Source organism: Pontibacter russatus (assembly GCF_009931655.1).
Lineage (GTDB): Bacteria > Bacteroidota > Bacteroidia > Cytophagales > Hymenobacteraceae > Pontibacter > Pontibacter russatus.
The window spans coordinates 4794774-4821545 of record NZ_CP047984.1 but is presented as its reverse complement, the minus strand read 5'-3'; the positions used below and the strand labels follow the sequence as shown (position 1 = coordinate 4821545).

The 26772-nt window shown below is 53.3% G+C and carries 23 protein-coding genes and 1 tRNA gene; 13 read left to right on the top strand and 11 right to left on the bottom strand.

Annotated elements, in window-relative coordinates; all coding sequences use genetic code 11:
* The first annotated feature begins 46 nt into the window (after positions 1 to 46).
* Positions 47 to 433, top strand: coding sequence for a Co2+/Mg2+ efflux protein ApaG (gene apaG / locus GSQ62_RS19970; protein WP_161891137.1), 387 nt, complete (start codon positions 47 to 49; stop codon positions 431 to 433).
* A gap of 105 nt (positions 434 to 538) precedes the next feature.
* A complete protein-coding gene (locus GSQ62_RS19965; protein ID WP_161891136.1) occupies positions 539 to 1324 on the top strand; it encodes an O-methyltransferase in 786 nt (261 codons plus the stop codon).
* 56 nt (positions 1325 to 1380) lie between these two features.
* On the opposite strand, the gene kdsA is transcribed toward GSQ62_RS19965, so the two are convergent.
* A complete protein-coding gene (gene kdsA, locus GSQ62_RS19960) occupies positions 1381 to 2190 on the bottom strand; it encodes a 3-deoxy-8-phosphooctulonate synthase (protein ID WP_161891545.1) in 810 nt (269 codons plus the stop codon).
* A gap of 109 nt (positions 2191 to 2299) precedes the next feature.
* Entirely contained in the window at positions 2300 to 2899 is a 600-nt protein-coding gene (locus GSQ62_RS19955) for a methyltransferase domain-containing protein (protein ID WP_161891135.1), read from the bottom strand.
* A 113-nt stretch (positions 2900 to 3012) separates the two neighbouring features.
* On the opposite strand from GSQ62_RS19955, the gene GSQ62_RS19950 reads away from it, so the two are divergent.
* Positions 3013 to 3954, top strand: coding sequence for a hypothetical protein (locus tag GSQ62_RS19950; protein WP_161891134.1), 942 nt, complete (start codon positions 3013 to 3015; stop codon positions 3952 to 3954).
* Positions 3955 to 4406: 452 nt separating this feature from the next.
* Here the strand turns inward: GSQ62_RS19950 and GSQ62_RS19945 are convergent.
* The 7 genes from GSQ62_RS19945 to tsaD form a co-directional block, all read right to left on the bottom strand.
* Positions 4407 to 4477 (bottom strand) — tRNA-Cys (locus GSQ62_RS19945).
* A gap of 129 nt (positions 4478 to 4606) precedes the next feature.
* The gene (rpsA, locus tag GSQ62_RS19940; protein ID WP_161891133.1) at positions 4607 to 6496 is read right to left on the bottom strand and encodes a 30S ribosomal protein S1; all 1890 of its coding nucleotides are present in this window, start codon (positions 6494 to 6496) and stop codon (positions 4607 to 4609) included.
* A gap of 720 nt (positions 6497 to 7216) precedes the next feature.
* The gene (locus GSQ62_RS19935) at positions 7217 to 7720 is read right to left on the bottom strand and encodes an HNH endonuclease (protein ID WP_161891132.1); all 504 of its coding nucleotides are present in this window, start codon (positions 7718 to 7720) and stop codon (positions 7217 to 7219) included.
* Positions 7721 to 7801: 81 nt separating this feature from the next.
* Positions 7802 to 8578 carry a C40 family peptidase gene (locus GSQ62_RS19930; RefSeq protein WP_237586844.1) on the bottom strand — a complete coding sequence of 259 codons (777 nt, stop codon included), beginning with the start codon at positions 8576 to 8578 and terminating at the stop codon, positions 7802 to 7804.
* Between the two features lie 169 nt (positions 8579 to 8747).
* The gene (gene smpB / locus GSQ62_RS19925) at positions 8748 to 9215 is read right to left on the bottom strand and encodes an SsrA-binding protein SmpB (protein ID WP_161891131.1); all 468 of its coding nucleotides are present in this window, start codon (positions 9213 to 9215) and stop codon (positions 8748 to 8750) included.
* Positions 9216 to 9602, bottom strand: a complete 387-nt coding sequence (locus tag GSQ62_RS19920; RefSeq protein WP_161891130.1) for a thioesterase family protein — start codon at positions 9600 to 9602, stop codon at positions 9216 to 9218.
* A 163-nt stretch (positions 9603 to 9765) separates the two neighbouring features.
* A complete protein-coding gene (tsaD, locus tag GSQ62_RS19915) occupies positions 9766 to 10776 on the bottom strand; it encodes a tRNA (adenosine(37)-N6)-threonylcarbamoyltransferase complex transferase subunit TsaD (RefSeq protein ID WP_161891129.1) in 1011 nt (336 codons plus the stop codon).
* 3 nt (positions 10777 to 10779) lie between these two features.
* Here tsaD and GSQ62_RS19910 point away from each other — a divergent pair, with 3 nt between their 5' ends.
* The 9 genes from GSQ62_RS19910 to GSQ62_RS19870 all read left to right on the top strand — a co-directional run bounded on the left by GSQ62_RS19910 (position 10780) and on the right by GSQ62_RS19870 (position 22292).
* Positions 10780 to 15327 (top strand): translocation/assembly module TamB domain-containing protein, encoded by a 4548-nt coding sequence (locus tag GSQ62_RS19910; RefSeq protein ID WP_161891128.1) that lies wholly within the window; start codon positions 10780 to 10782, stop codon positions 15325 to 15327.
* Between the two features lie 102 nt (positions 15328 to 15429).
* Positions 15430 to 16326 (top strand): cell division protein FtsX, encoded by an 897-nt coding sequence (locus tag GSQ62_RS19905; protein WP_161891127.1) that lies wholly within the window; start codon positions 15430 to 15432, stop codon positions 16324 to 16326.
* A gap of 1 nt (position 16327) precedes the next feature.
* Complete coding sequence (locus tag GSQ62_RS19900) at positions 16328 to 16546, top strand: DUF3098 domain-containing protein (RefSeq protein WP_161891126.1); 219 nt, start codon at positions 16328 to 16330, stop codon at positions 16544 to 16546.
* Positions 16547 to 17380 (top strand): undecaprenyl-diphosphate phosphatase, encoded by an 834-nt coding sequence (locus GSQ62_RS19895; protein ID WP_161891125.1) that lies wholly within the window; start codon positions 16547 to 16549, stop codon positions 17378 to 17380.
* A gap of 2 nt (positions 17381 to 17382) precedes the next feature.
* Entirely contained in the window at positions 17383 to 18081 is a 699-nt protein-coding gene (gene truB / locus GSQ62_RS19890) for a tRNA pseudouridine(55) synthase TruB (protein ID WP_161891124.1), read from the top strand.
* Entirely contained in the window at positions 18065 to 18997 is a 933-nt protein-coding gene (locus GSQ62_RS19885) for a bifunctional riboflavin kinase/FAD synthetase (protein WP_161891123.1), read from the top strand. The genes truB and GSQ62_RS19885 overlap by 17 nt, the downstream gene beginning before the upstream one ends.
* 199 nt (positions 18998 to 19196) lie before the next feature.
* Positions 19197 to 19895 carry a CoA transferase subunit A gene (locus GSQ62_RS19880; RefSeq protein ID WP_161891122.1) on the top strand — a complete coding sequence of 233 codons (699 nt, stop codon included), beginning with the start codon at positions 19197 to 19199 and terminating at the stop codon, positions 19893 to 19895.
* Positions 19896 to 19913: 18 nt separating this feature from the next.
* Entirely contained in the window at positions 19914 to 20570 is a 657-nt protein-coding gene (locus tag GSQ62_RS19875; protein ID WP_161891121.1) for a 3-oxoacid CoA-transferase subunit B, read from the top strand.
* A 171-nt stretch (positions 20571 to 20741) separates the two neighbouring features.
* Complete coding sequence (locus GSQ62_RS19870; RefSeq protein WP_161891120.1) at positions 20742 to 22292, top strand: carbon-nitrogen hydrolase family protein; 1551 nt, start codon at positions 20742 to 20744, stop codon at positions 22290 to 22292.
* Positions 22293 to 22366: 74 nt separating this feature from the next.
* Here the strand turns inward: GSQ62_RS19870 and GSQ62_RS19865 are convergent, their stop codons facing one another.
* Both GSQ62_RS19865 and GSQ62_RS19860 read right to left on the bottom strand, forming a co-directional pair.
* Complete coding sequence (locus tag GSQ62_RS19865; protein WP_237586843.1) at positions 22367 to 23119, bottom strand: YveK family protein; 753 nt, start codon at positions 23117 to 23119, stop codon at positions 22367 to 22369.
* Between the two features lie 544 nt (positions 23120 to 23663).
* On the bottom strand, positions 23664 to 24653 hold the full coding sequence (locus GSQ62_RS19860; protein WP_161891118.1) for an SDR family oxidoreductase: 990 nt from the start codon (positions 24651 to 24653) through the stop codon (positions 23664 to 23666).
* Positions 24654 to 25260: 607 nt separating this feature from the next.
* On the opposite strand from GSQ62_RS19860, the gene murJ reads away from it, so the two are divergent.
* Positions 25261 to 26760: a murein biosynthesis integral membrane protein MurJ gene (gene murJ, locus GSQ62_RS19855; protein ID WP_161891117.1), complete on the top strand. Its 1500-nt coding sequence runs from the start codon at positions 25261 to 25263 to the stop codon at positions 26758 to 26760.
* Positions 26761 to 26772 lie beyond the last annotated feature (12 nt).

Sequence of the window (26772 nt, the reverse complement as noted above, 5' to 3'; positions counted from 1 at the left end):
GGGCCGCCGCCGCATGGGTATCTACGTATACAAAAATCGCTGGGTCATGGATACAAAAACAACAGAAGGTGTCAAAATTACGGTTACGGCCAATTACCTGCCCGACTACTCGAGCCCGGTGCAGCAACACTTCGTTTTTGCCTACAAAATCCGGATAGAGAACCACAGCGAGTTCACGGTGAAGCTGCTGCGCCGCCACTGGCACATACACGATGCCACAGGCGTGGTGCGCGAGGTAGAGGGCGAGGGCGTAGTAGGCCAGCAGCCCGTGCTGGAGCCCGGCGAGATGCATGAGTACGTCTCGGGCTGCAACCTGAAGACCGGCATCGGCAAGATGCGCGGAACTTACCTGATGGAGCGCCTGATAGACGGCCGCCAGTTTCATGTCACCATTCCTGAATTTACCTTAGTGGTGCCCTATAAACTCAACTAAACACCCGGAGCCATATATAAGCGAAGGCGCGGGGCCATTACTCATGCTGCCGGGTCGCCTCCTGTTTATATATAAACCACCCTCTGAAGCCATATACTTCCATTTGTGCCACCCATCCAACTAGCTGTTGATTACCTGCTGTACCGGGCGAGAGCCTTTAAACTGCATGGCGTCCACTCCCCTTTTATCTTCGACCTGTACCACCACGTGCTGCTGCACACGGGCTACTATCCCGCCTACACCCGCGTAGAAACGCTGCGCCTGCAACTGCTGCAGGACGAACGCCAGCTGAAGGTAACAGACCTAGGAGCCGGCTCCAGGACCATCAACTACAGGAAGCGGAAAGTCAGGGACATTGCGCGCACCTCGGCCAAGCCTTTGAAATACGGGCAGTTGCTGTTCCGGCTGGTCAACCACTTTCAGCCAAACACTGTTTTTGAGCTAGGAACATCACTGGGCATCACCACCGCCTATATAGGCGAGGCCCGGAAAGAGGCGGCTATATATACATTTGAGGGGTGTCCCAACATCGCCGAGGTGGCAAGGGAGAATTTCCGGCAACTCGGCCTTGGCCATATAGGCCTGGTGGAGGGCAACCTGGACGACACGCTGGAACAGCAACTGCAGCAGGTCCAGCAGCTGGATTTCGCCTTCTTCGACGGCAACCACCGCTACGCCCCCACCATGCGCTATTTCCAAAGCTGCCTGGCAAAGCACCACGAGCACAGCGTGTTTGTGATGGACGATATCTACTGGTCGGGGGAGATGAAGCGGGCGTGGCGGGAAATAAAGCAGCACCCGCAGGTCATGCAGACTGTCGATTTGTTCTTTGTCGGCCTCGTCTTCTTCCGCACCACCCAACCCAAAGAGCATTTCACCTTACATTTTTGACAAAGGACAGAAGATTTATATAGGAATCTTCTGTCCTTTGTCAAAAATTCCTTTTTCTATGCAATAGCCTGCCGGATGCGGATGAGCTTTTTCAGGAGTTCCTCCAACTGGTCGAGCGGCAGCATGTTGGCCCCGTCTGATTTGGCGATGCTGGGCTGCGGGTGCGTTTCAATGAACAGGCCGTCAGCACCAACGGCGATGGCCGCTTTGGCGATAGTTTCGATCAATGCTGGTTTGCCGCCTGTAACGCCGGAGCTTTGGTTCGGCTGCTGCAGCGAATGGGTCACATCCATCACTACCGGCACGCCAAGAGCTTTCATTTCCGGCAGGTTTCTAAAGTCCACCACCAGGTCGGAGTAGCCGAAGGAGTTGCCCCTGTCAGTGAGTATAACTTTCTGATTCCCCGAATCCTGAATTTTCTCCACGGCAAAGCGCATGGCGGCCCCTGACAAAAACTGCCCTTTCTTGATGTTCACCACCTTGCCTGTTTCGGCGGCGGCCACCAGCAGGTCGGTCTGGCGGCACAGGAACGCCGGTATCTGCAGCACATCCACGTACTCGGCGGCCATCGCAGCCTCCGCTGTCTCGTGGATGTCCGTCACGGTGGGCACCTCAAACTCCCGGCTCACCTTCTGCAAAATGCGCAGCGCCTTCTCATCCCCGATGCCGGTGAAAGAATCAAGGCGCGAGCGGTTGGCCTTGCGGTAGGAGCCCTTGAATATCCAGGGCACCTGCAGGCTGTCTGTCAGTTCTTTCAGGCGCTCCGCAATGCGCAGGGCCATCTCCTCGCCTTCGATGGCGCAGGGCCCGGCCATCAGGAAGAAGTTCCCGCTGTCCGTGTGCTTCAGTTTCGGTATATCAAACATCATTCTATCCTTTTATACATGGCATAAGGCAAAGGTAGGGTTTCAATTACGAATTCCGAATTGTTTAGGCAGTCAGCTACCTCCCTTTTATATATGCTTCTGTTTACTTTCAAAGAAGGCCGTGCTTCTTCTGCAGCAGCATAAACAACTCATGCCCCTGCCGCGGCGGGATGGAGTTATATGCCCGCTCAAAATGCAGGAAATTGAAGTAGGGATCGAAAAATTTTCTGTACCCTTCCCGGCTGCCGCCGAAGGGTGGCCCCGCCTGTGCAAAATCAGTGTCGAACAGGAGCCCCATCAGTTTTCCTCCCGGCTTTAGCAGGGCTGCGCACTGCTGGGCATAGGCTGGCCGCAGCGTCGGGTCGAGTGCGCAGAAGAAGGTCTGCTCCACCAGCAGGTCATACGCGCCCTGCAAGGAGAAGAAATCCTGCTGCAGCAGGTGGTCTTTCGGGAAGCCGGGCACGCGGCTGGCAAAATGCTGCAGCGGCGCCTCGGCCACATCGGCTACATATACCTGGTCAAAACCCAGCCCATGCAGATATTCCGCCTCGTAGGCATGGCCACAGCCCGGAATCAGGATGCGGAGGTGCCTGTCCTGCAACTGGTCAAAATATTCTTTCAGCGGTGTCGTTATTCCTCCGGTGTCCCAGCCGGTGTGGCCGCTTTGGTAACGCTGCTGCCAGTAGGCGGCATCAAATTGTTCCTTCATCCTCTTAGATTAATTAAGCAAAAGCTTTATATTTGATACTTGCTCATGCTACGGTGCTATTAGATTATCGGATATACACACCAAATGAACTGAACCACAACTAAAACTACTATATGTCAGCTAACACCCCTGAAAACCGAAGCAACAGGAAGCTTCTGATTGGAGGACTGCTTGTCGTCCTGATCAGCATCAACGGCATTCTGATTTACATGAACTATCAGAAAAAAGAGAAGACGGAAGAACAGGCCGAGATTATCCGCGTGAAGAACACGGAGTTGGAGGACCAGATAAAGGTATATGAGGCGCTGAAGGCCGACTTCGAGCGCCAGAGCCAGGAACTGCAGGCCATGGGCCTTGAGAATGACTCCCTCGACAGTCAGATTGCGGCTATTTCTGCTGATCTGGAAGAGTTGCGCGGCTTCCGCAAGCGAAGCTACAGCCTGGCCGACCAGCGCCGCTTCCGCGACAGAGCCTCCGCCTTTGAGCAGCAGTTGAAGCAGAAGGACGAGGAAATCGCGCAACTGAAGGCGGACAACGAGGTGCTGTTCACGGAGAACACGAACCTGAAGACCACCCAGACGCAGCTTGCGGACAGCCTCACGACGGTAAAGAGCACCAACCAGGACCTGAGCGAGAAAGTGAAGCTGGCCTCGCGGCTGGAGGCGCAGGACCTGAAAGTGAACATCATCAACCAGCGCGGCAAAGAGAAGGACGACAACGACAACGAGTTCCGCGCCCGGCGCGTGGAGAAGATCCGGGTGGAGTTTAACCTGGCAAAGAACGATGTGGCAGCCAAAGAGCCCAAGACGGTATATATGCGCCTGATCGAACCGGACGGCGCGGCGCTTTACAACCTGGCCACCGGCTCCGGCTCGTTCCAGATTGATGGCGAAGACATGTACTACACGGCCAAGCGCGACTTTGTTTTCGATAACACCCAGCAGCAACTGAGCTTCACGTACAACAAAAACGCCGCCTACAAAAAGGGCCAGCACACCATCGAGCTTTACGCGGATGACTACCTGATCGGCAAAACAACGTTTACGCTTAAGTAGAAGAACGCATCACCACTACATAAAAAAGGCCCTGCTATGTGCAGGGCCTTTTTTATGGCTTCTGATTTACAGCCATATATAGCTGGCCAATGGTGCGCCATATACAACCTGTCTGCCGGAAACTTACTCCACCAGCACCCGCCGGTCCTGAAACACCCACTCTCCTGCTTACGTCAAGGCTGCTGATGTATTCCCCTGCGGCGTTCGTGCCCCCACATTGTGTGCAGAATCCACAGGCACCTCAAAAGCCGGGAGGCGAAACAGGCTCAGGCGGCCCGGCTCAATCCTTTTCCATAAACTAGTGTACGGAAGCAGGTGCTAAAGATTACTACCGACAGGTACCGAAGCTTACCTGATATCCCCTCTATAACCTTTTGAGGAGCTGGTAGGAAAACTGGCTATATATGGCATGGAAACAAAAACCCCTGCTAAGTAAACTTAGCAGGGGTTTGAGGTAACGAGCGGATTCGAACCGCTGTAGCAGCTTTTGCAGAGCTGAGCCTAGCCACTCGGCCACGTTACCCTGTTGCTTAATGGGAGTGCAAACATACATAGAAAAACATACTTGTCAAACTATGGTGGCAGTTTTTTACCCAAAAACAAAGAAGGCCCCGGTTTCCCGGGGCCTTCTCCACTATATCCAGCTTAAAGCTTACGCGTTGTTCTCGTCTTCAGCAGACTCGTCCTCGTTAGCAGCTTCTGACTTCTTGGCAGCAGCCTCCAACTTCTTCACGCCAGCCTCTTTCTCATTCTCCAGCATCTGCTCTTTCAGGGCAGACAGGGCATCCAGGTCGCCAAGTGTGGAGCGATCCGCCTCCTTCTGAACTTTAGGGGCTTTGTCTTTCTTGTCGCCACCTGCAGCAGCACCAGAAGCGGCTTTCTTCGTCGCTCTGGCAGCTCTTGAAGACTCAACCTCAGAGTGAGAAGCTGTATGCGAAAGGATAATTTTGCGGTCCTCTTTCGAGAACTCAGTTACCCTGAAGTCAAGGCTCTCGCCGGCTTCCACCTGAGAACCGTCTTCCTTCTGAAGTCCTTTCGGGAATGCGAAACCTTCGATGCCATAGGGCAGCTCCAGCGTAGCGCCTCTGTCAGACTTGTCCAGCACAGTGGCTTTGTGAACGGAACCGATGTTGAACACAGACTCAAACGTATCCCATGGGTTCTCTTCCAGTTGCTTGTGGCCCAGCGCCAGTCTTCTGTTCGGAACATCCAGCTCCAGCACGACTACGTCCAGGTTCTCACCAACTTTTACAAACTCCGACGGATGCTTGATCTTCTTCGTCCAGCTCAGGTCCGATACGTGTACCAGGCCGTCCACGCCTTCTTCCAGTTCCAGGAACAGGCCGAAGTTTGTCAGGTTGCGAACGATACCGGTGTGCTTGGTGCCCACGGCATATTTCGTCAGTACATCTTCTTTCGTCCACGGGTCTTCTGTCAGCTGCTTAATGCCAAGCGACATTTTGCGCTCCTGTCGGTCCAGTGTCAGCACAACTGCCTGCACCTGGTCTCCCTGCTTGATGAAGTCCTGTGGGTTGCGCAGGTGCTGCGACCAGCTCATCTCTGAAACGTGGATCAGGCCCTCTACGCCCGGCATCAGTTCCAGGAACGCGCCATAGTCAGCTACATTCACGATGCGGCCTTCCACTTTAGAGCCCACCTCGATTTCAGCAGGCAACGCATCCCATGGGTGCGGCGTCAGCTGCTTCATGCCCAGCGAGATACGCTTCTTGTCTTCATCAAAGTCAAGAACCACCACGTTCACTTTCTGGTCAAGCTGCAATACTTCCTCCGGGTGGTTGATGCGTCCCCAGGAGATATCAGTGATGTGCAACAGGCCGTCTACGCCACCAAGGTCGATGAACACACCGAAGTTTGTCATGTTCTTGATAACGCCTTCCAGTACCTGGCCTTTCTCCAGGTTGTTCAGGATGGCGGCACGCTGCTGCTCCAGGTCTTTCTCGATCAGCACTTTGTGCGATACAACCACGTTGTCGAAAGCGGCGTTGATTTTCACCACTTTCACTTCCATCTTCTTGCCCACAAACACGTCGAAGTCACGGATTGGCTTCACGTCTATCTGTGAACCTGGCAGGAAGGCCTCCACACCGTGGATGTCCATGATGAGACCGCCTTTTGTTCTTCTCTTCACCACGCCGTCCAGAATGTTGTCATTCTCAAGCGCGTCGTAAATACGGGCCCAGGCGCTCACGATCTTCGCCTTCTTGCGCGACAGGATAAGCTGGCCGTTCGGGTCTTCCTGGTCCTCGATAAACACTTCGACCTCGTCACCCACTTTCAGGTCAGGCAGGTCCCTGAATTCTGAAACAGGCACCAGGCCGTCAGATTTGAAACCGATGTTCAGGATCACGTCACGGTCAGTGATGCCCACCACGGTTCCTTTCACAACCTCCTGCTCCTGTACGGTAGTCAGGGTGTCGCCATACATTTGTTCCATTTCGGCTTTCTCAGCTTTACTGTAGCCTGAACCGAAACCCTGGGACTCAATTTTGTCCCAATCAAAATTATCCGGAGAATTACTCATATTTTTTACTGCTCTGGAGAAGCCACCAGCTTAGAGCAATGGGCTGGTTTGGTTTAATTTGACATCTCCCGGAAACGTTTCCGGAACCCATTCAACCGAATGAAAGGCAAAACTAAGAAAATATCCTGAGACATGCTACACCCACTCGCATTGTTAGCTCCTTTTACTGAGCTGTTTAACGCCTGTCTGTTATTTTAGGCTAAATATATTGAAATGAGCGGCTTGTATCAACCTGGTTGTGCTTACAGGCCTTGCGATGACTTCATGGTTGGCCCTGTAGGATGAAGGCGCTGGCTGCCTCACAACAAATTATAGCTGACGTTACGCAGGCTTCATTTTGCCTCCCTCAGAAAACAAGTATATATGGCGCGAGCGTCTTGGCTCATGTCTCCTATCCTATAGCTCCGGCCCGCTGCTTATATGAGCTGCAATTATATATAGGCTAAGTTTATATATAGGTTGAGTTTATATATAGGTTGAGTTTATATACGCTGGATTTATACATGGCCCGGGCAGTGGCTAAGCTGCGGTCTGAAACTGATGCGTTTCCGGTACAGCAGTCTGGGCTATATAGGGGCGGTCGGAGGCCGTGGGAAGGCAGACAAGAGCGGGGACGCTCGCACCATATATGGAATACCTTGAACCCACACCTAACCTATATATACTATAACAACCAGCATGTTATCCTTTATCAGATGCAGTATGGCTTTTAATCATACTTCAGTTCTCTACGCCGAGGTAGGTGCGCCAATCCTGGTTAGAGGTGCTGAGGTGCAGTTGCAGGAAAGTGAGCAGCGAGGGGCGGCTTGGCTGCCGCTTGAGTTTGAGGCCCGCCTCTTCCGGCGTGCGGTCGCCTTTGCGGGAGTTGCAGCGCGAGCAGGCGGTCACCAGATTCTGCCAGATGGTTTCGCCGCCCCTGGAGCGCGGCATCAGGTGGTCGAGCGTCAGGTTTTTGGCCGCACCGCAGTACTGGCAGCTGTAGCTGTCGCGCCGCATCACGTTGTGGCGGCTCAGGGCGATGCCATAGTAGGGCACACGCACATAGCGCTGCAGCCGGATAACGGAGGGGACGGGATAGGTCGTGGAAATGGTCCGTAAGAATGCCTGATCTGCTTTCGAGACCATCTCGGCCTTGTCGAGGTACACCAAAAGAAACGCCTTATGCACAGAGCAGACAGCAATGGCACTGAAGTCTTGGTTGAGGATGAGTACTTTGTCTTTCATGTCCGTACAGGTGAACACAGTTCGGTATGTACGGTATAAACTAACTAATTATTACGTATGTTCAAAGTAATCGGCTGTCGCTCAGTGCAAAATTCGTTTGATGATGCGCAGCTGGTGTGAGTACTTTTTCTGGCTGTTATTATATATCCCGTTGTGGTCCAACCTGTCGATGCGTACCTCGCCGTGGGCGTGGATGATTTTCTGGTCCGCCAGCAGCATGCCCACATGCACGATGCGGCCCTCGCCGTTTGAGAAGAAGGCCATATCCCCCGGAAGGGCCTGCTCCACGAAATGCACCTCCTCGCCGTAAGCCACCTGCTGCGAGGCGTCGCGGGGGAGCTGGTAACCGCAGATGCCATACACCTGCTGCATCAAGCCGGAACAGTCTATGCCGAAAACTGACTTACCGCCCCAGAGGTAGGGCGCTTTCAGGAAGCCGCGCGCCGCCTCTGTCAGTTGCTCCTGCGTGGGCAGCACTTCGGTGCTGGAGGCGTTGCCGGCATAAGTGAATTGCTCTCCGCTGATGCGTAAACTTTCACCGTCGAAAAAAGGCAGGTAGCTTCCTGCGCCCACCGGAATCCGCGCATCGCCTTTCTGCACCACCTGCACCAGGTCCGTCACCCGAGGGTGCGGCGCACGCCGCCACTCTTTAAAATATTCAGCCGAGACGGGTGTGTGCTGCTTAACATCAACCCAGCCGCGGTAACCGTCGCTGGCCAGCTGCAGCTGCAGCCAATTGCCCTCCTGCGCCACCACCTCGTAGCACTCGCCGAACAGCAACTGCGTGACCAGTTCCGCCTTGTCGGAGGTTTCGGCGCGCATCGGCACCAGGCTCAACATACCTATTCCGTAGTCCAATGTTTTTAGAATTTTGATTGAGTGAATGAGTGATGGAGTGAATGGGGCATTAAAATAAAAGGCAAAGCAAAATTAAGTTGCAGGTTTCCTCTGGATGAAGCTACACAGTTTTTTGCAAAAACATACATTTAAAATTCACACATTCACTCCATCACTCATTCACAATTAGTTAATAGCCGCTCCGGTCCATTTCACGTTTGATGTCTTTTTCCTTGATGTCCTGCCGCTTGTCGTACAGCTTTTTGCCCTTGGCCATCGCAATCTCTACTTTGGCAAAGCCCCTGTCGGAAATGAACACCCGGATGGGGATGATGGTGACGCCCTGCTCCTGCGCCCCTGCCGCGAGTTTGCGCAGCTCCCTTTTGTTCAGCAGCAGCTTGCGGGGGCGGGTGGGCTCGTGGTTGTAGTGCGTGCCCTCGGTGTAGGTGGCGATGTGTACGTTGTGCAGCCACAGTTCGTCCCGCTGAAACACACAGTACCCGTCCTGCAGGTTCACCTTGCCCTCGCGGATGGACTTAATCTCGGTGCCCTGCAGCATGACGCCCGCCGTGTACTTCTCCAGAAACTGGTACTCGAAAGAGGCCTTGCGGTTAAAAATATTAACGTGCTTCTGTATCCTGTCTTTTTCTTTTGCCATTTATCCTTGTCTGGGCGCCAAAAGTTGGGCTAATTTATCTTTCTTCAAAATTTTCTGACCTGTCTCGCCTTCCGCCACCAGCCGCTCCCCCACTCTCGCCGTGAACGAGCAGATGACCATATGCCCCGCATGCTGCTTCAAAGTAGCCGTCACCGCCAGGGCTTCATGCTCAAAGGCCGGGGCTATATGTCTGATGTTTATATAGGTGCCAATCCCTTCCTCATCCTCCCCTTTCAGTTCCAGCATAAACAAGCGCCCAGCCCATTCTGCGGCCTGCGCCAGCGAGAACGTGGAACACACCCGATGCACCACGCCGTCCGCAAAGGCAGCGAAGTCTGCTGCTGTTACGTGCTTTGTATACGTACGGGTGTCGCCGGGCTTTGGCATGTTTGGTTGTTGATTGGTGATTGTTGTTGATTGTTGAATGGCTGTTTCACCTATATATGCTCACAGTAAATTAATTTCCATAGTTGAGTTTCAGCAATTTAACTTTTTAACGATTAAGCCATCTACCTACAACCTCCAACAATCACCAATCAACAACCAGCTATCAACCAATCTTCAGCCGTGGCTCTGGGCTTACGTACTGGGAGGCGAAGTCCTCTTTAAGATATTGGTAATGAGCGGATATGGCTATCATGCCTGCATTATCGGTGCAATACTGAAAAGCGGGTATATAGACGCTCCAACTGTGCTTCCCCGCGTACTCCTGCAGCGTGCGGCGCAGACCGGAGTTGGCAGAGACGCCGCCCGCAATCGCAATTTCGTTTATCCCTAAATCCTGCGAAGCCTGCACCAGCTTCTTCAGCAGTGTCCTGATGAGCGTTTTCTGTACGCTGGCGCATATATCCGCCATGTTGTTCTGCACGAAACCGGCATCCTCTTTCGTTTTGTCCCGGAGGAAGTAAAGCACCGACGTTTTGATGCCACTGAACGAGTAACTATATCCTGGCATGTTCCCCACCGGAAACTGAAAGGCATCCGGGTTGCCCTGGGAGGCGGTTTTGTCCAGCATCGGCCCGCCGGGGTAAGGCAGGCCCAGCATCTTCCCTATTTTATCGAAGGCCTCCCCCACGGCATCATCGGTAGTTTGGCCGAGGATTTGCATATCCAGGTAATCCCTGACAAGTACAATCATGGTGTGGCCGCCGCTCACGGTCAGGCACAGGAAGGGGAAAGCGGGTTTTGGCTCTTCGATAAAGTGCGCCAGGATATGGGCCTGCATATGGTTCACTTCGATGAGCGGGATGCCCAGCCCGAGCGCGAATGACTTGGCAAATGAGCAACCCACCAGCAGGGCGCCCAGCAGGCCGGGCCCGCGTGTGAAAGCCACCGCATTGAGCTCATTTTTTGCTACATTTGCCTTACGCAAAGCCTGTGTCACCACCGGTATGATGTTTTGCTGGTGGGCCCTGGAGGCAAGTTCCGGGACCACCCCGCCATATAGTTCGTGAATGGCCTGCGTGGCCACCACGTTCGAGAGCACCTTGCCGCCGCGTATCACGGCGGCGGAGGTTTCGTCGCAGGAAGATTCGATTGCTAAAATCGTAGGTACAGTCATCTTTTGGAAAAGGAACAGGCAACAAATTACTTCAAAGTTATAGGAAAAGCTATTCTAAAAATAGCCTTAGGGCTCTTCCTGTTCCTTTTGCTGCTGTTTGCCGCCGTTTTTGTGGCCATTCGCTTCCCGGGAGTGCAGACGAAGGTGGCGCAGGAAATTGCGGCCTACCTCTCTGATGCCCTGGGCCACGAGGTGACCATCGGCCGCGTGGACATTGCGTTTTTCAGCAACGTGGTGCTGGAGCAGGTGAAAGTGCTGGACTACCGCGACAATGAGCTTATCTATATAGGAAAAGCGGAGGCCGATATAGACGCCTTCTCTATCTTCGACCCCAATTCCCTGTCCATCGACAGGCTGACGCTGCAGCAGCCGCGCGCCAACTTCGCTATATATGCAGGGACAGACTCGCTGAACCTGAGCAGGTTTATAGACGCGCTGGGTGAGCTCTTCGTGAAGGATACCACCAAACCCGCCGAACCTTTCCACTTCGAACTGAACGAGCTAATCGTCCAGAATGGGCGCTTCGCCTACGACGACTTCAACAAGCCCCGCGCGGCACACGGCATCGACTACGCCCATATAACCTTCGACAGCATCTCGGGGAGCTTCAGCGAACTGCAGCTGGAAGACACGCTGCAGGTGCGGGTGACGGACCTTACCGCCACCGAAACGCGCTCCAATACACAACTTCACAACCTGGACACCCGCATGACCTACGCCCCCACCTTCTGGGAGTGGGACGAGCTGGACCTGCAGCTGAACAAGAGCAACCTGCAGGAGTACGTCCGGTTCGACTACAGCACCTTCGGCGACTTTTCGCACTTTATCGACAGTGTGACAGTGACCGGCAAGCTGCACGACTCCCGCCTCTACTCTAAAGACATTGCCACCTTTGCCTCTCCCCTGCGCGAGTATGATGAAAGCCTGACGATTAACAGCCTGGATATAAAGGGAAAGGTGAAGAATTTCTCGGCCAAAAATGTGGACGTGGCCTACGGCGAAAACACGCATCTTGTGGGCAGCATCAACGCCGATGGGCTGCCTAACTTCAAAGAGACCTTTGCCAGTCTCCGCCTCAAGCCCTCCTCCATCAATTCCCGCGACCTGAAACAGTTCCTGCCCCAGGACGCCTATGCCATGGCCTCCCGGCTCGGCACGGTAAACCTGGAGGGCCGCTTCCTAGGGTTTTACAACGACTTTGTGGCCAACGGCAACTTCAAGACGGCGCTGGGAAACGTGCAGTCCGACATCAACCTGAAAATTGACGATAACACCCGCGCCTCCTACAGCGGCTACGTGAACACCAACGGCTTTAACCTGGGCAGGCTGCTGAACGCAGAGGATCAGATCGGGCGCATCTACATGAGCGGGAAGTTGCAGGGCTCCGGCTTCACGCTGCGGGACGCCAACCTGAAGCTGGACGCCACCGTCCAGCAGGTGCAACTGCTGGATTACAATTACCGGAACATCAAGGCAAACGGCACCCTCCGCCACCAGACGTTCACGGGAGAGATAGCCATCAACGACCCCAACCTAATTTTCTCGGCCGACGGCGAAGTGAATCTGGCGGACGGCAAACGGGCGTTCAACATGGTGGCTGATTTGAATCGCGTGAACCTGCAGGCGCTGAAGTTGACGACGGAGCCGGTGGTGGTCAGCGGCAAAGCGAACTTCGACTTTGAGGGCCTTCGCCTGGACACCTTCGAGGGAACCGCCAGTTTCGACAGTGCGCTGGTGGCCTACAATGGAGAGACGCTGGCCATAGACTCGCTGCTCATCCAGTCGGAGGTGGGGGCAGAAAACCGCAGCCTGTACCTGAACTCCAACCTGCTGGCGCTGCGCGTGAACGGCAACTTCGACTATACCACACTGATCAGCGACCTGGAGGCGCTGGTGCAGGAGTATAAACTGAATTTTGAGAGCAACCCGGCGGCAACGGCCGCTTATTACAGCCGCAAGCCAGGCGCAGCAGAAGATGAATATGCCGTTTCGTACGAGCTGGACCTGAAACACGTGAACCCGCTCCTGGGCCTGTTCCTGCCTGAGCTTCGGATCTCTGACTTCTCGAAGGTGGAGGGCTCCTTCCGGCACGGCCCCGCCGTCATCCTGTCCATGTACGCCGACATCGACACCATCCTGTACAGCGACTACAGGCTATATGGCAACAAGGTGGAACTGAACACCTCGAAGCTGCAAAACAACCCGGACGTGCTGGCGGCCGCCCAGTTCACTTCCCAGCGGCAGGAGCTGCCCTCCGCCGGTGAGACACAGGATTTTTATGTGGAGGGCATCTGGAGCGAGCGCACCATCAACTTTGCCACGGCGGCGCGGCAGCCGGAAAAGAACAACCTGGCGGTGATTACCGGCGACCTGAACTTCCTGCAGGACCAGCTGCAGATCGTGTTCGACCAGTCCAACATCACGCTGCAGCAAAACCCCTGGGCCTTTGTGCCGGGCAACACCTTATATATAAGCGAGAACGGCCGCAAGCTCGTGTTCGAAAACTTTGCCCTCACCAACCAGGACCAGATCATAAAGGCTGAAGGGACGGTTTCGGACGAGCCTGACAGCAAGCTGGTGCTGAACGTGGAAAACTTCGAGCTTGACAACCTGAACCCGCTCCTCTCGATGTCCATTGCCGGGGAGGTGACGGCCGAGCTGGTGGCGCAGGACATATATGACCGTTCGCTGCTGGCCGCCGCCATGCAGGTCGACTCTTTCTTCCTCGACCAGGTATATATAGGCAACGTGGTGGGCGAGACAGACTGGAGCGAGGCCAGCAAGTTAGCGGAGGTAGACATTGGCATTGAGCGGGAAGGCAGGAAAGTGCTGACGGTGTCCGGCAACTACAACCCAAAGGCAGAGGAGGACCAACTGGACCTGCTGGCCGTGATGGACCAAGCGAACATAAAGCTGGTGGAGCCCGTGCTGAAAACCCTCTTCTCCGATCTGGAGGGCGCGATGGAGGGCCGCATCCGCATTCTGGGCAGGCTGGATTACCCCGTGCTGAAGGGCTCGGTGATGGTAAACAACGGCCAGTTTACGTTCGACTACCTGAATACCACCTACCAGTTCTCGGACCGGGTATACTTCGGGGCGAACAGCATCAGCTTCCGGAACGCCGAACTGAAGGATATATATGGCAACAGCGCATCCATCACCGGGGGCATTGCGCACGACGGCTTCAAAAACATGGTGATTGACCTGGAGGCGCGCTACCGCAACTTTATGGTGCTAAACACAAGCGAGGCGCAGAATGAATTGTTTTACGGCACTGCCTTCGCCACCGGCACCGCCAGCGTGCTGGGCCCGGTCGAGAACCTGAACATTAATGTGGACGCCCGCAGCGAGGCGAACACGCGCATCGTGCTGCCCCTCGACTATCAGACGGATGTGGCCCGGAAGGATTTCATCAAGTTCGTGAACAATGCCCGGAGCGACAGCGCGGAGGTAGAAGTGGCCCTGGAGGATCGCATCGACCTGTCGGGCATCAACATGAACTTTGAGCTGGACGTGACGGACGAGGCCTACTTTGAAATCATCATTGACCGCACGACCGGCGATGTGATCCGGGGCTCTGGCAACGGCGACATCCGGATGACGATTGACACGCGCGGGGACTTTAACATGTACGGCACTTTCGAGATCACGCAGGGAGCCTACAACCTGAACCTGCTGGAGGGCCTGATAACGCGGGAGTTTGATGTCGTGCCGGGCGGCACCATCTCCTGGAACGGCGACCCGGTGAACGGCCAGATGAACATCACGGCTACCTACACGCAGATGGCCTCTCTTGAAACGCTCATCCAGGCGACCAACGCCAGCCAGCGCCGCTACCCGGTTACGGCCGTCATCCAGTTGACCGGGGCACTACTCTCGCCGCAGGTAAAGCTGGGGCTACGGCTGCAGGAGCAGAATGCGGCCTCCTCCTCGCAGGAGGTGGAAAGCCAGATCAGCCTCATCAACAACGACGAGAGCGAGCTCAACCGCCAGGTGTTCAGCCTGCTGGTGCTGCAGCGGCTCTCCCCGACGGGCTCGCTTGCCTTCGACAGCCGGGTGGGCGCCAGCGCGGTGGGCGGCAGCTTGGGAAGCCTGCTCTCCAGCCAGCTGAACAACCTCTTCAGCTCCATCGACAGCAACCTGGAAGTAGACATCGGCCTGGACGGCATCGGGCAGGAGCAACTGGCCTCACTGCAGCTGCGCCTCAGCTACTCGTTTTTCAACGGCCGCCTGCGGCTGACGAATGAAACGGGCTTCGGCGGCGTGAATGAAGATGCCGGCGGCAGCACCTCCTCCTATATAGGCGACTGGACGCTCGACTACTATATATCCCAGAGCGGGGAGTTGCGTGCCAGGCTCCAGTACAGCACCACGCCCGACATCTACACAGGGCGCATCCGCAAGGTACAGAGCATCAGCGTGCTCCATACCAAGCGCTTCGACTCTTTCCGGGAGTTGTTTATCAGCAACAGGCGGCAGGAGCGGCAGCGCGAAAGGGAGCTGCAGCGCGACCGAATCATCCTCGACTCGGACCCGCGGCTGGAACTGTAGCGGCTGCACCCTCCGGTTACTTTGAAAGCCACGCCTTTTCACCGGGCCTCTTTACCTCATATATAAAATATATTTCTAATTTTGCGTCGGAAGGCTTCAGGTATGGCGACAAAGGTAAAACACATCAAAAAGAAGAATCTCGGCAATTACCCGCACACGATGGTGGTGTTCAGCATTTCGCTGGCTCTTTTTGTGATCGGCCTGTTCGGGCTCCTGCTCATCCATGCTGGCAAGCTGTCGGAGAAGGTGAAGGAGAGTATTGAGATGCAGGTGTACCTGGACCGCAACCTGACGGAGGTGCAGTTGGAGCGCCTGGAGAAAATATTTGCCGCAAAAGAATACATCGCCTACAAAGACAACGCGGCGCAGGTCCGCTTTATATCCAAAGAGGAAGGAGCAAAGGCTTTCCTGGACGAGACCGGGGAGGATTTCATGGAGTTTCTGGGCGACAACCCGCTCCGCGACGCCTATGTGCTCCGGATAGACGCCGACCACTCCAGCTCCCCGGAGTTGAAGAGCATCAGGTTGGACCTGGAGGATGTGGACGGGGTATATGAGGTGCAGTACGTGGAGAGCCTGATTGAGTCCATCAACAGCAACATCCAGAAAATCAGCCTCGTGCTGCTGTCATTTGCCGCTATCCTGGTGCTGGTGGTCATCATCCTCATCAACAACACCATCAAACTGGCGCTGTTCTCGCAGCGTTTCCTTATCCGGAGCATGCAGCTGGTGGGGGCTACCTCCTTCTTCATCCAGCGCCCCTTCCTGAACCGGGCCGCCTGGCAGGGCGTAGTGAGTGGTTTGATTGCCTCTGCCCTGCTTTTTGCCCTGATGCAGTACGCGTACCACGAGGTGACGGAGCTACAGTTGCTGCGCGACGACGAGCAGACTTATATCCTGATGGCGGCTTTGGTCGTTATCGGGTTGATCATCGGATTCCTGAGTTCTTACCGGGCCATCCGCAAATACCTTCGCCTGTCACTTGACGAACTATACTAACATGGAAGAAAATAAACCAAACCTCGCCTTCGGCAGGAAAAACTATATCCTGATGCTGGTAGGCATTGCGGTGCTGGCCGTTGGCTTCACCATCATGACCATGGACGACGAGCAGTACGGACTGGGCTTCCTGGGCATCACGCTGGGCCCGCTGGTTGTGCTGGCTGGCTTCGTTGTCGAAATCTTCGCCATTCTGGCAAAAGACAAAACGCATAAATAAATGAGTGTAATACAGGCTATCATCTTAGCCATTGTAGAGGGTCTGACCGAGTTCCTGCCTGTTTCCTCTACCGGGCACATGATTATCGCCGCCAGCCTGATGGGCATCAACGAGCTCCCCATCACCAAAATCTTCGAAGTAAACATACAGTTCGGGGCCATCCTGTCGGTGGTGGTGCTGTACTGGCGCCGTTTTCTGCAGAGCTTCGATTTCTATAAAAAACTGCTGCTGGCCTTTCTGCCCGCCGCCGTCATCGGCTTTGCCCTGAACGACGTGGTGGATGCCATGCTGGAAAGCGTGGCCCTGACGGCTGTGATGCTGGTAGTGGGCGGCGTCGTGCTGCTGTTCGTCGACAAGTGGTTCAAGCATGCGGACGGACAGACCGTTACCTATAGAAATGCGCTTGTGATCGGATTTTTCCAGTGCATCGCCATGATTCCAGGTGTCTCGCGTTCGGCGGCCTCCATCATTGGTGGCATGGCACAGGGCGTGGATCGGAAGACAGCCGCAGAGTTCTCTTTTTTTCTGGCGGTGCCCACCATGCTGGCCGCCGGGGGATATAAATTTGTGACCGACCTGCTGAAACTGGAGATCTCAGACCTGATCAGCTTCGACCTCGTAAAAATCCAGAACAGCTTTGAGGTAATCCACCCAAACGACGTGAGGCTGCTGCTGATCGGTAATTTTGTGGCCTTTGTGGTGGCCATGCTCGCGATACGTTTCTTTATCAGCTTCCTTACAAAGTACGGCTTCAAGATGTTTGGCTATTACCGCATTGCGCTGGGCATTGTGCTGCTGGCCCTGCTGGCGATGGGCGTTGACTTAAGAGTATAACCATGGAATATGATTTTGCCGCAGGCGAAATATTACTGCTTGACAAGCCGCTGGACTGGACCTCTTTTGATGTGGTGAAGAAGGTGCGCAACACCTTGCGGGTGAAGAAGATAGGTCACGCCGGCACCCTAGACCCGCTGGCCACGGGACTGCTCATCCTGTGCACGGGCAAGTACACCAAACGCATTGAGGAGATACAGGCGCAGGAGAAAGAATACACGGGCACCATCCGCCTCGGCGAAACAACCCCCTCCTACGATCGTGAAACCGAGGTAACGGAAACCCGCGACATCAGCCATATAGCAGAAGAAGCGATTGAGGCGGCAGCCCAGGGATTTGTTGGCACAATCGAGCAGGTGCCGCCCATCTACTCGGCGGTGATGGTGGACGGCAAAAGGGCCTATGACCTGGCCCGGAAAGGCAAATCCGCTGAACTGAAGCCCCGCACCATCACTATCAAGGCCTTTGACATTACAGCTGTGGAAGGCGCAGAAGTACATTTCCGGGTGGTATGCACCAAAGGCACCTATATCCGCAGCCTGGCCTACGACCTGGGGCAGGCGCTGGGCTGTGGGGCCCACCTCTCCTCCCTCGTTCGCACGCGCATCGGCGACTACAGGCTGGAGGCCGCCCTTAGCATCGAAGACATTCAGGAAATAAGAAGGAAGCAAACCGAGGCGGCGAATGGAAGTAATCCGTGACATAACCCAGTTTCCGCAACTCAGTTACGCCGTTGTCACCAGCGGCACCTTCGACGGCGTACACGTCGGGCACCAGAAAATACTGGAGCGCGTGAAAGAGCGCGCCCGCCAGAGCAACGGCCAGAGCGTGGTTATCACTTACTGGCCGCACCCGCGCCTGGTGCTCTTCCCCGAGGACAACGACCTGAAGCTGCTGTCCACCATCGAGGAGCGCGTGGAGCAACTCCGGAGCTTCGGGGTCGATTACCTCCTGGTCATCCCCTTCACCAAAGAGTTCGCCCGCACCAGTTCCCGCAATTTCATCACCGATGTGCTCGTGCGCACCATCAACACCAAGGTGCTGGTGATTGGCTACGACCACCGCTTCGGGAAAAACCGGGAGGGCAGCTTCGAAAACCTGAAAGCCCGCTCAGCTATATATGGCTTTGAGGTGGAGGAAATACCGCGCCAGGACGTGGATGACGTGGCCGTCAGCTCCACCAAAATCCGCAGGGCGCTCGAAGAAGGCGACATTGCGACAGCAAACAGCTACCTGGGCCGCCCCTTTTCGCTGACTTCGGTGGTGGTGGAAGGGGACAAACTGGGCCGTACCATCGGCTATCCCACCGCCAATCTGGCGCCTCCCGCCAACCACAAGCTGGTGCCGGGCAACGGCGTGTATGCCGTGTGGGTACTGCACGACCAGGAAAGGCACCCCGGCATGATGAACATAGGTTTGAGGCCAACCGTGGACGGCAGGCAACTCACCATCGAAGTACACCTCCTGCACTTCGACCGTAATATATACGGGCAGACGCTGACCGTTGAATTTGTGCAGCTGCTGCGGCAGGAGCAAAAGTTCGACGGCTTGGAGGCGCTGAAGGAACAGCTGGCGAAAGACCGCGATGCCACCAAAATAGCGCTTGGAGTGGATTAGGCAGTCTTATATATAACCGCACATATAAATGCACAAAAAAAGCAGCCGGTTTGGTACGGCTGCTTTTTTTGTGCGCCTGCCACGCTAAAGCTGCTGGCTATATATAGAATAAGGGTATGAAAGCAAAACCTATTGTGCCTGAAAAACGAACAGCTATATATAAATAAGGCACTTATATATAAAACTCCTGCACCCAACCATGATAAACAAAACTGTTGAAAATGCCCGCGCCGCACTGGAAGGCATACAGGACGGTATGACGCTGATGGTCGGTGGCTTCGGCCTCTGCGGACTTCCCGAAAACGCCATCCGGGAACTGCTACGGCTGGGCGTGAAAAACCTGACCTGCATCTCGAACAACGCCGGTGTGGACGACTTCGGCATCGGGCTGCTGCTGCAGAAGCGCCAGGTCCGGAAGATGATTTCCAGCTACGTAGGCGAGAACGCCGAGTTCGAGCGCCAGTTGCTGGCGGGAGAACTGGAAGTGGAACTGATACCGCAGGGCACGCTGGCAGAACGCATCCGGGCCGGAGGGGCCGGAATCCCCGCATTCTTCACCCCTGCCGGTTTTGGCACAGAGGTGGGCGAGGGCAAGGAAGCGCGGGAGTTTAACGGGAAAATGTACCTGATGGAGCGCTGGCTGAAAGCTGATTTCGCCCTGGTAAAAGCCTGGAAAGGTGACACCGCCGGCAACCTCCTATACAAAGGCACGGCGCGCAACTTCAATCCCATGATGGCCACGGCAGGCAAAATAACGGTAGCGGAGGTGGAGGAACTGGTGCCTGCCGGCGAATTAGACCCCAATACGATTCACACGCCCGGAATTTTTGTGCAGCGCATCTTTCAGGGTGAGCACTATGAGAAGCGCATTGAGCACAGGACGGTCAGAACTGCATAAACCATCTGAGAGAAAACTATGGCTTTAGATAAACATGGAATTGCGCAACGCATCGCCAAAGAAGTGAAGAGCGGGATGTACGTGAATCTGGGCATCGGCATCCCGACGCTCGTCTCCAATTATATACCCGAGGGGGTGGATGTGGTGCTGCAGTCTGAGAACGGGCTGCTGGGGATGGGCCCCTTCCCTACCGAGGACCAAGTAGACCCGGACCTGATAAACGCCGGAAAGCAGACCGTCACCACGCTGCCCGGCTCCGCCCTTTTCAGTTCGGCCGACAGCTTCGGCATGATTCGGGGGGAACACGTGGATCTGACCATCTTGGGCGCTATGGAGGTATCGGAGCAGGGGGACATCGCCAACTGGAAAATTCCGGGCAAGATGGTGAAGGGCATGGGCGGGGCCATGGACCTGGTGGCTTCTGCCAAAAACATCATCGTGGCCATGCAGCACACCGCCCGCGACGGTTCATCCAAGCTATTGAAAGAGTGCTCCTTGCCCATTACAGGCGTAAGGTGCGTGAAGAAAATTGTAACGGATTTAGCGGTGCTGGAGGTAACGGGCAAAGGCTTCCGGCTGCTGGAACGCGCACCGGGTGTGACTGTGGAGGAAATCAAAGCCGCCACTGCCGGTTCGCTGCTGGTGGAAGGTGACGTTCCGGAGATACAGTTATAAGCCCCGCACTCAGAAAAGACGTTACCAAAAAGCGCAGCCTGCAACTGCGCTTTTTGATTAATTTTGTAAAAAGAATTTTTGGCATTTTGCGCTGCTACGTTTAGAGCATATCGAAACGGCACTGGCGGTACGTATACAGGTACAGCAAATAAAAGAGACATCATCCCACACATGAGCGAAAAGATCGAAACGAGTTTTGAACATAGGTTGCTGCTCCGCCAACTGGAGCTGAAAGATTACAAGGAAGTTAAAGAGATCATGAACCTGGTGTACCGCAACATCGACGGCGCCTGGACACGCAAAGAGTTCTCCAATCTGCTGAAGAAATTCCCGGAGGGCCAGATATGCATTGAAGACAACGGAATGGTGGTGGCCGCAGCGCTCAGCCTCATCGTCAGTTACGACAAGTACGGCGACAAGCACACCTATGAGCAGATCATAGACAACGGCACCTTCAAATCCCACGACCCCGATGGGGAAACCCTGTATGGCATCGATGTGTTTGTGCACCCCGAGTACAGGAACCTGCGCCTGGGCCGCCGCCTGTATGATGCGCGCAAGGAGATTTGCGAAAACCTGAACCTGCGCGGCATCATCGCGGGTGGCCGCATACCGGGCTATAAAGACTACGCCGATAAACTGACGCCAGCCAAGTACATCGAGATGGTACGCAACAAGGAACTCTCGGACCCGGTGCTCTCCTTCCAGCTCAGCAACGATTTCCACGTCCGCAAAATCCTGAAGAACTACCTGCCCGACGACAAGGAGTCGCGCTCTTACGCCACGCTGCTGGAGTGGATAAACGTGTATTACGAGGAGAAGGAAAAGATTATAGGGGGCCGCAAAACAGTTGTCCGGATAGGCATTGTGCAGTGGCAGATGCGGTCGGTAAAGGACCTCGATGATTTTATGCAGCAGGTGGAGTTCTTCGTGGACACCGTGAGCTCCTATAAATCAGATATTGTGGTGTTCCCGGAGTTCTTCAACGCGCCGCTGATGGCCCTCACCAACGAGGAGTCGCCATCCGAGGCCATCCGGAGCATGGCCGAGTACACCGAGGAGATCCGGGAGCGGATGATTCACCTCGCCTTGTCTTACAACATCAACATCATTGCCGGCAGCATGCCGGAGTATTACGACAACAAACTCTATAACGTGAGCTACCTCTGCCGCCGCGACGGCACCTACGATGCCCAATATAAGCTGCACGTCACGCCGGACGAGTCGCACTACTGGGGCATGCGCGGCGGCCATAAACTCAAAATATTCGATACGGATATCGGTAAAATCGGCATTTTGATTTGTTATGATGTGGAATTCCCGGAGCTGGCGCGCATGCTGTCCGATATGGACATGAAGATCCTGTTCGTGCCCTTCTGGACGGACACCAAGAACGCGTACCTGCGGGTGCGCCTCTGCTCCCAGGCCCGTGCCATTGAGAACGAGTGCTACGTCGCCATCACGGGCAGTGTCGGCAACCTGCCGAAGGTGGAGAACATGGACATCCAGTATTCGCAGTCTGCCGTCTTCTCCCCTTCCGACTTCGCGTTCCCGCATGATGCCGTAGTAGCCGAAGCGACGCCTAATACTGAGATGACACTGATTGCCGACCTGGACCTGGACCTGCTGAAGGACCTGAACACCGCTGGCAGCGTCCGCAACCTGAAAGACCGCCGCAAGGATCTGTATAACCTGAGCTGGGTGGTACGGAAGGAAGAGTAACCTGCTATATATAAGCAAAGGCGCTGTTTTCGAGAGGGGACAGCGCCTTTGCTTATATATGATGGAAATGCGTACTAGGTGGACTGCAGCTTTCTCTTATTAGATTCTAGCCTCAGTGCCACAAGCAGGCCAACTAAAAAGCCAATAGAAGCGCCAACTAAAACATACTTTATTAGGTTTGGCCCCGAAGGTCGCAGCCTCGTCACAAAACCGTTCACCACTTCCACATTGTCCAGCTGCTCCAGTTCCGCTTCCAGTTCTATCTGCTCCTGGTACATGTTAATGCTTTCGCGGTATAAGTTGGAAGGATCAATGGGCTGGCCATATACGAACCCGTTCACGGGGCCTTGCGGACTTGCCACTGTTGTTTTTACGCTGTCCAAAGATTCAATATCCTGCTTGTACTTGGAGATCATGCTCTGCATCTGCTGCTGGCGTATCCTTTTCTGCTTCGAAAAGTAACGGTTATTTTCCAGGTAGTTCGTTAGCGCAGGCTCCATGGTGTCAAAAAGCTGGTTGTTGTAAAGCATTAGCTCTATTCGGAATGGTGAGCCTGTCAACACACTGTCCTCAGCTATTCTATCCTGATCCAGGTTATAAAAGCTCATCCCCTTTATCTCCCCTGCAGCTTCCACACTGATATCCAATCTTTCGGATATAGCCCCGAAGTTCTGCTCGTTAATCAGGACAGAAAGCTTGTTCAGCTGATCTTCGATAAACTCATTCCGGATTTCAGCCAGAATCAAGGTCATAGAAGAGTTGTAGTAGGGCTTTGTGATAGAAAACAAGCCATATCCCAATATGGCACCAGTTAACGTTATTGACATTACCCGCAGGTAATATTCCCGAACCACATGCGACGCATAGAAAAACTTATCGCCTAGAGCCCGTAATCCCTCCCCAATTTTCCTAAATAGAAAAAGAAGGTCAATTTCGTCCCGCGTGTCAGATGGCCGCTGTTCCCGCCCATCTTTGATGTCATTATACATATAAAAAGAGTTTGGCTAAAGATAGAGATAGAAAGCAGCACAAGCAAAAAGGCAAATTATAGATGAGCTTCTGTTATAGAGACATGTATGCGCTACACTGTCCTTAAAGGCTGCTGGATCAAGGGTGTAAGGGGTAATATTCGCTGCGATATTTATTCAGGGAAGGCTTCCGTCTCAGTACCACTGGCTACACGAGGAATATGAACGAATAGTAGCAAGCACCAATCGGGCCAGCAATTCATTATTTCAGCTGTATATATGAAAATGGCACGGCTGTATAAGGCGTGTCTACCACTATGATTGTGCATTTTTAGCTGCAACCGCATCTGATCATCCTGCTCACTATAAGGCGTACTTCCTGCCCCAAGGATAATTTTAAGCGCTACAACATGTATACTTTGCTGTACCAATCATAGGTAAGTTTTAATCCTTCGGAAACTGAATATTCAGGAGCGTAACCAAAAAGCCTGTTAGCCTTTCCAATATCAGCCAGGCTGTGTTTAATGTCTCCTTTACGCTCCGGACGATATTGTGCCTCAATGTTTGAACCGGCTAATGCATTTATTTCACGCCACAGTTGGTTAAGTGTTGTGCGTTCGCCGTAGGCAATGTTTACAACCTCATGTTGCTGTATGTCTGCTGCAAAAAAAGCTTTTATATTCGCCTGAATTGCATTTTCAACGAAGGTAAAGTCGCGGCTTGTTTCGCCGTCTCCGTTTATATAGGGAACCTTATTTTCAAGCACCGCCTCTAAAAAAAGGGGGATAACTGCCGCGTATGGCCCATGCGGATTCTGTCTCGGCCCAAAGACATTAAAGTAGCGAAGGCCAATGGTGTGGAACTCATAAGTCTTTGAGAAGACACTGGCGTATAATTCATTCACGTACTTTGTGATAGCATAAGGCGACAGGGGTTTCCCGATCTGTTCTTCCACTTTAGGCAGCCCGGCATGATCACCGTATGTGCTGGAACTTGCGGCGTATACCATTCGGCTGACACCCGCATCGCGAGCTGCCACCAGCATATTGAGGAAACCTGTAACATTCACTTCATTGCTTAGAAGCGGATCATTAATAGATCGTGGAACTGAGCCAAGAGCCGCCTGGTGCGAGACATAATCAACTCCCTCAAGTGAGTCTCTGCAGGTCTGCAGATCACGTATATCACCTACTACCAGCTCGAAAGCTGGATCTTCCTTAAATGCATCGATATTGGCGTAAGAGCCTGTCGAAAAGTTATCGAGCACGCGCACTTTCTTTGCACCATACCTCAAGAGGTATTGTACAATACCAGAGCCGATAAATCCCGCGCCTCCGGTTATCAGGAAGCTAAGCCGGCTTAGATCAGTATTATGGTAGTTTTTTTTATACACTTAAGATTTATATTTTCGTTATATTTCATACTTAACTACTCTTTACCCTAAACTGGTTCAGATGTCGGATAAAGTCGTAAATTTATTCATTACGATTATACTATCAAATTTATCTAATTGTATTCCTTCTTTTATAGTTATCGCAGTTAACAGAGTACTGGCGTGTAGCTTTAGAACTTGTGAAGGTGGTCTGCTAAAATAAAGCAGCGTAGGCGGTACAACAGGCTGATAATAAGCATAAAAAATCAGGCATTGTGATTTTTCCCGATTCCGTAGCAAGGCTATCTGTTGAAGAATGAAACAGATACAGCAGTCGCAGTTGGATAAGTACTCATAGAATGCACCCAGTGCCATACTTGCTGAAAGTAGCAATAACAAATTATCCTTTCCGTTGCATAGTAGACACAAGTCTCATAAGGCGGATGTGCCTCTGCTATACATTTCTGCATTTTAAGAACTTAATCTTCATACTAACATGTTATAGGCACTAAAATTAATAAAGCAACTCGAGCCACTGAGATAATATAGAGTTCAGAGATTATATTTCTCGTAAAACCTGTACTTTTGGCCCAAATAGCCCCTATAGTTAACAGTGAAGCCTAATCTATTGCTAAAGAGCAGCGTTTTAGTCACCTTGCTTTCACTTGCCAATGTTGTAATTAATTTTATAAGCAGCCTCGTGGTTGCCTATTACTTTGGAGCGTCGCAGGAGCGGGATTTATACTTTGCCGCGATTTCCATTCCAACTTATTTTAGCGCACTGTTTACAGGGTCTGTTTCATCGTTGGTTCTACCTGTTCTGAGCCGGTTCAAGCTCAGTTCCAGTGCCTATGAGTTCAGGAGCGTATTCAACTCTATGTTCGTAATTTGTGGCGCTGGATTGCTTGCACTAGTGCTGGGGGTGCTGCTATTCGCTCCGCAAGTGATCTCTCTGGCTGCTCCCGGTTTTACGTCTGCCGAAACGGCTAAGACCAGCCTTCTCCTTAAAATCCTGATTTTTTCCCTCCCTACACAGGCACTTTTTACTTTTACAATTAACCTCTACCATATCAACAGGCGCTTTCTGAGAGCAGCACTTGCCCCGGTAATTGGTGTGGCTGTCAACATTGCAGCTGTTGTGATCTTCTACCACATACTCGGCATAGCATCAGTTGCAGTTGGCTATGTGGCAGGCTCCTTCGTTTCGCTTCTTGTTGTTAGCCCAATTGCCCTGAAGAGCTTTAGGCGAAGCCACCGCCTGTCCTTCAGGAACAGAGAGGCGCTACTTCTCCTCAAGTCCTCCTTGCCGCTGATCGCATCGGGCATGATATTCAGATCAACCACGCTAATTGAAAGAGTTATTGCTTCAGGGCTGCCGGATGGGAGTATCTCCTACCTAGGTTATAGCAATCAACTCATGTTAGTTATGGCCACCTTAGTTTCGGGAGGAATTGCGACAACTTTTTTTCCTGCAATGGCAGACGCCTGGGCGAAGCAGGACAGGAAGCTGCTATCGGATTATGCAAGCAAGGCTGTTATAACCATAGCGATGCTGCTCGCGCCAATAATTTTGCTTATGCTCTCTGCCGGAGAGTTTATCATAAGTTTTGTGTTTGAGCGAGGCGCTTTCACGCACCGGGATGTGGTGGGCGTAACTTGTGCGCTGAAGATACTGATGGGGGCTCTGGTATTTGGGAGCCTGGGGAACATTGTAAGTAAAATATTCTACCTGACAGGTCGAACTGTTGCCCTCTCTGTGATTGCCATTTTAGAATTAGCTACCTATATAATCACTTCACTGGCTCTAACCTCCGATTTTTCTTACCTGGGCCTGTCGATAGGTTTGTCCATCAGCAGTGCCGTTAACATCATTATTTCGGTATGTTATCTTCAGCGAAATTTCCAGGTATTCGCTTTCAGAACCTTTGCGAAGCCCCTCCTGCAGCTATTTTTCACTTTCCTATTAGCCCTTGGGATAGCAGTAATATTTCATTTTTCAGGCTATTTACTAAACAGCTTATTACATGTTGTTATCTATTTTAGCCTTATATTAGCGCCTTTCATGGTTTTGTTCCTGGAAAACCTGAAACCAGACTTGCTCAGGAAGATGAAATCAAACTTTAAATAATAAATAACTAAC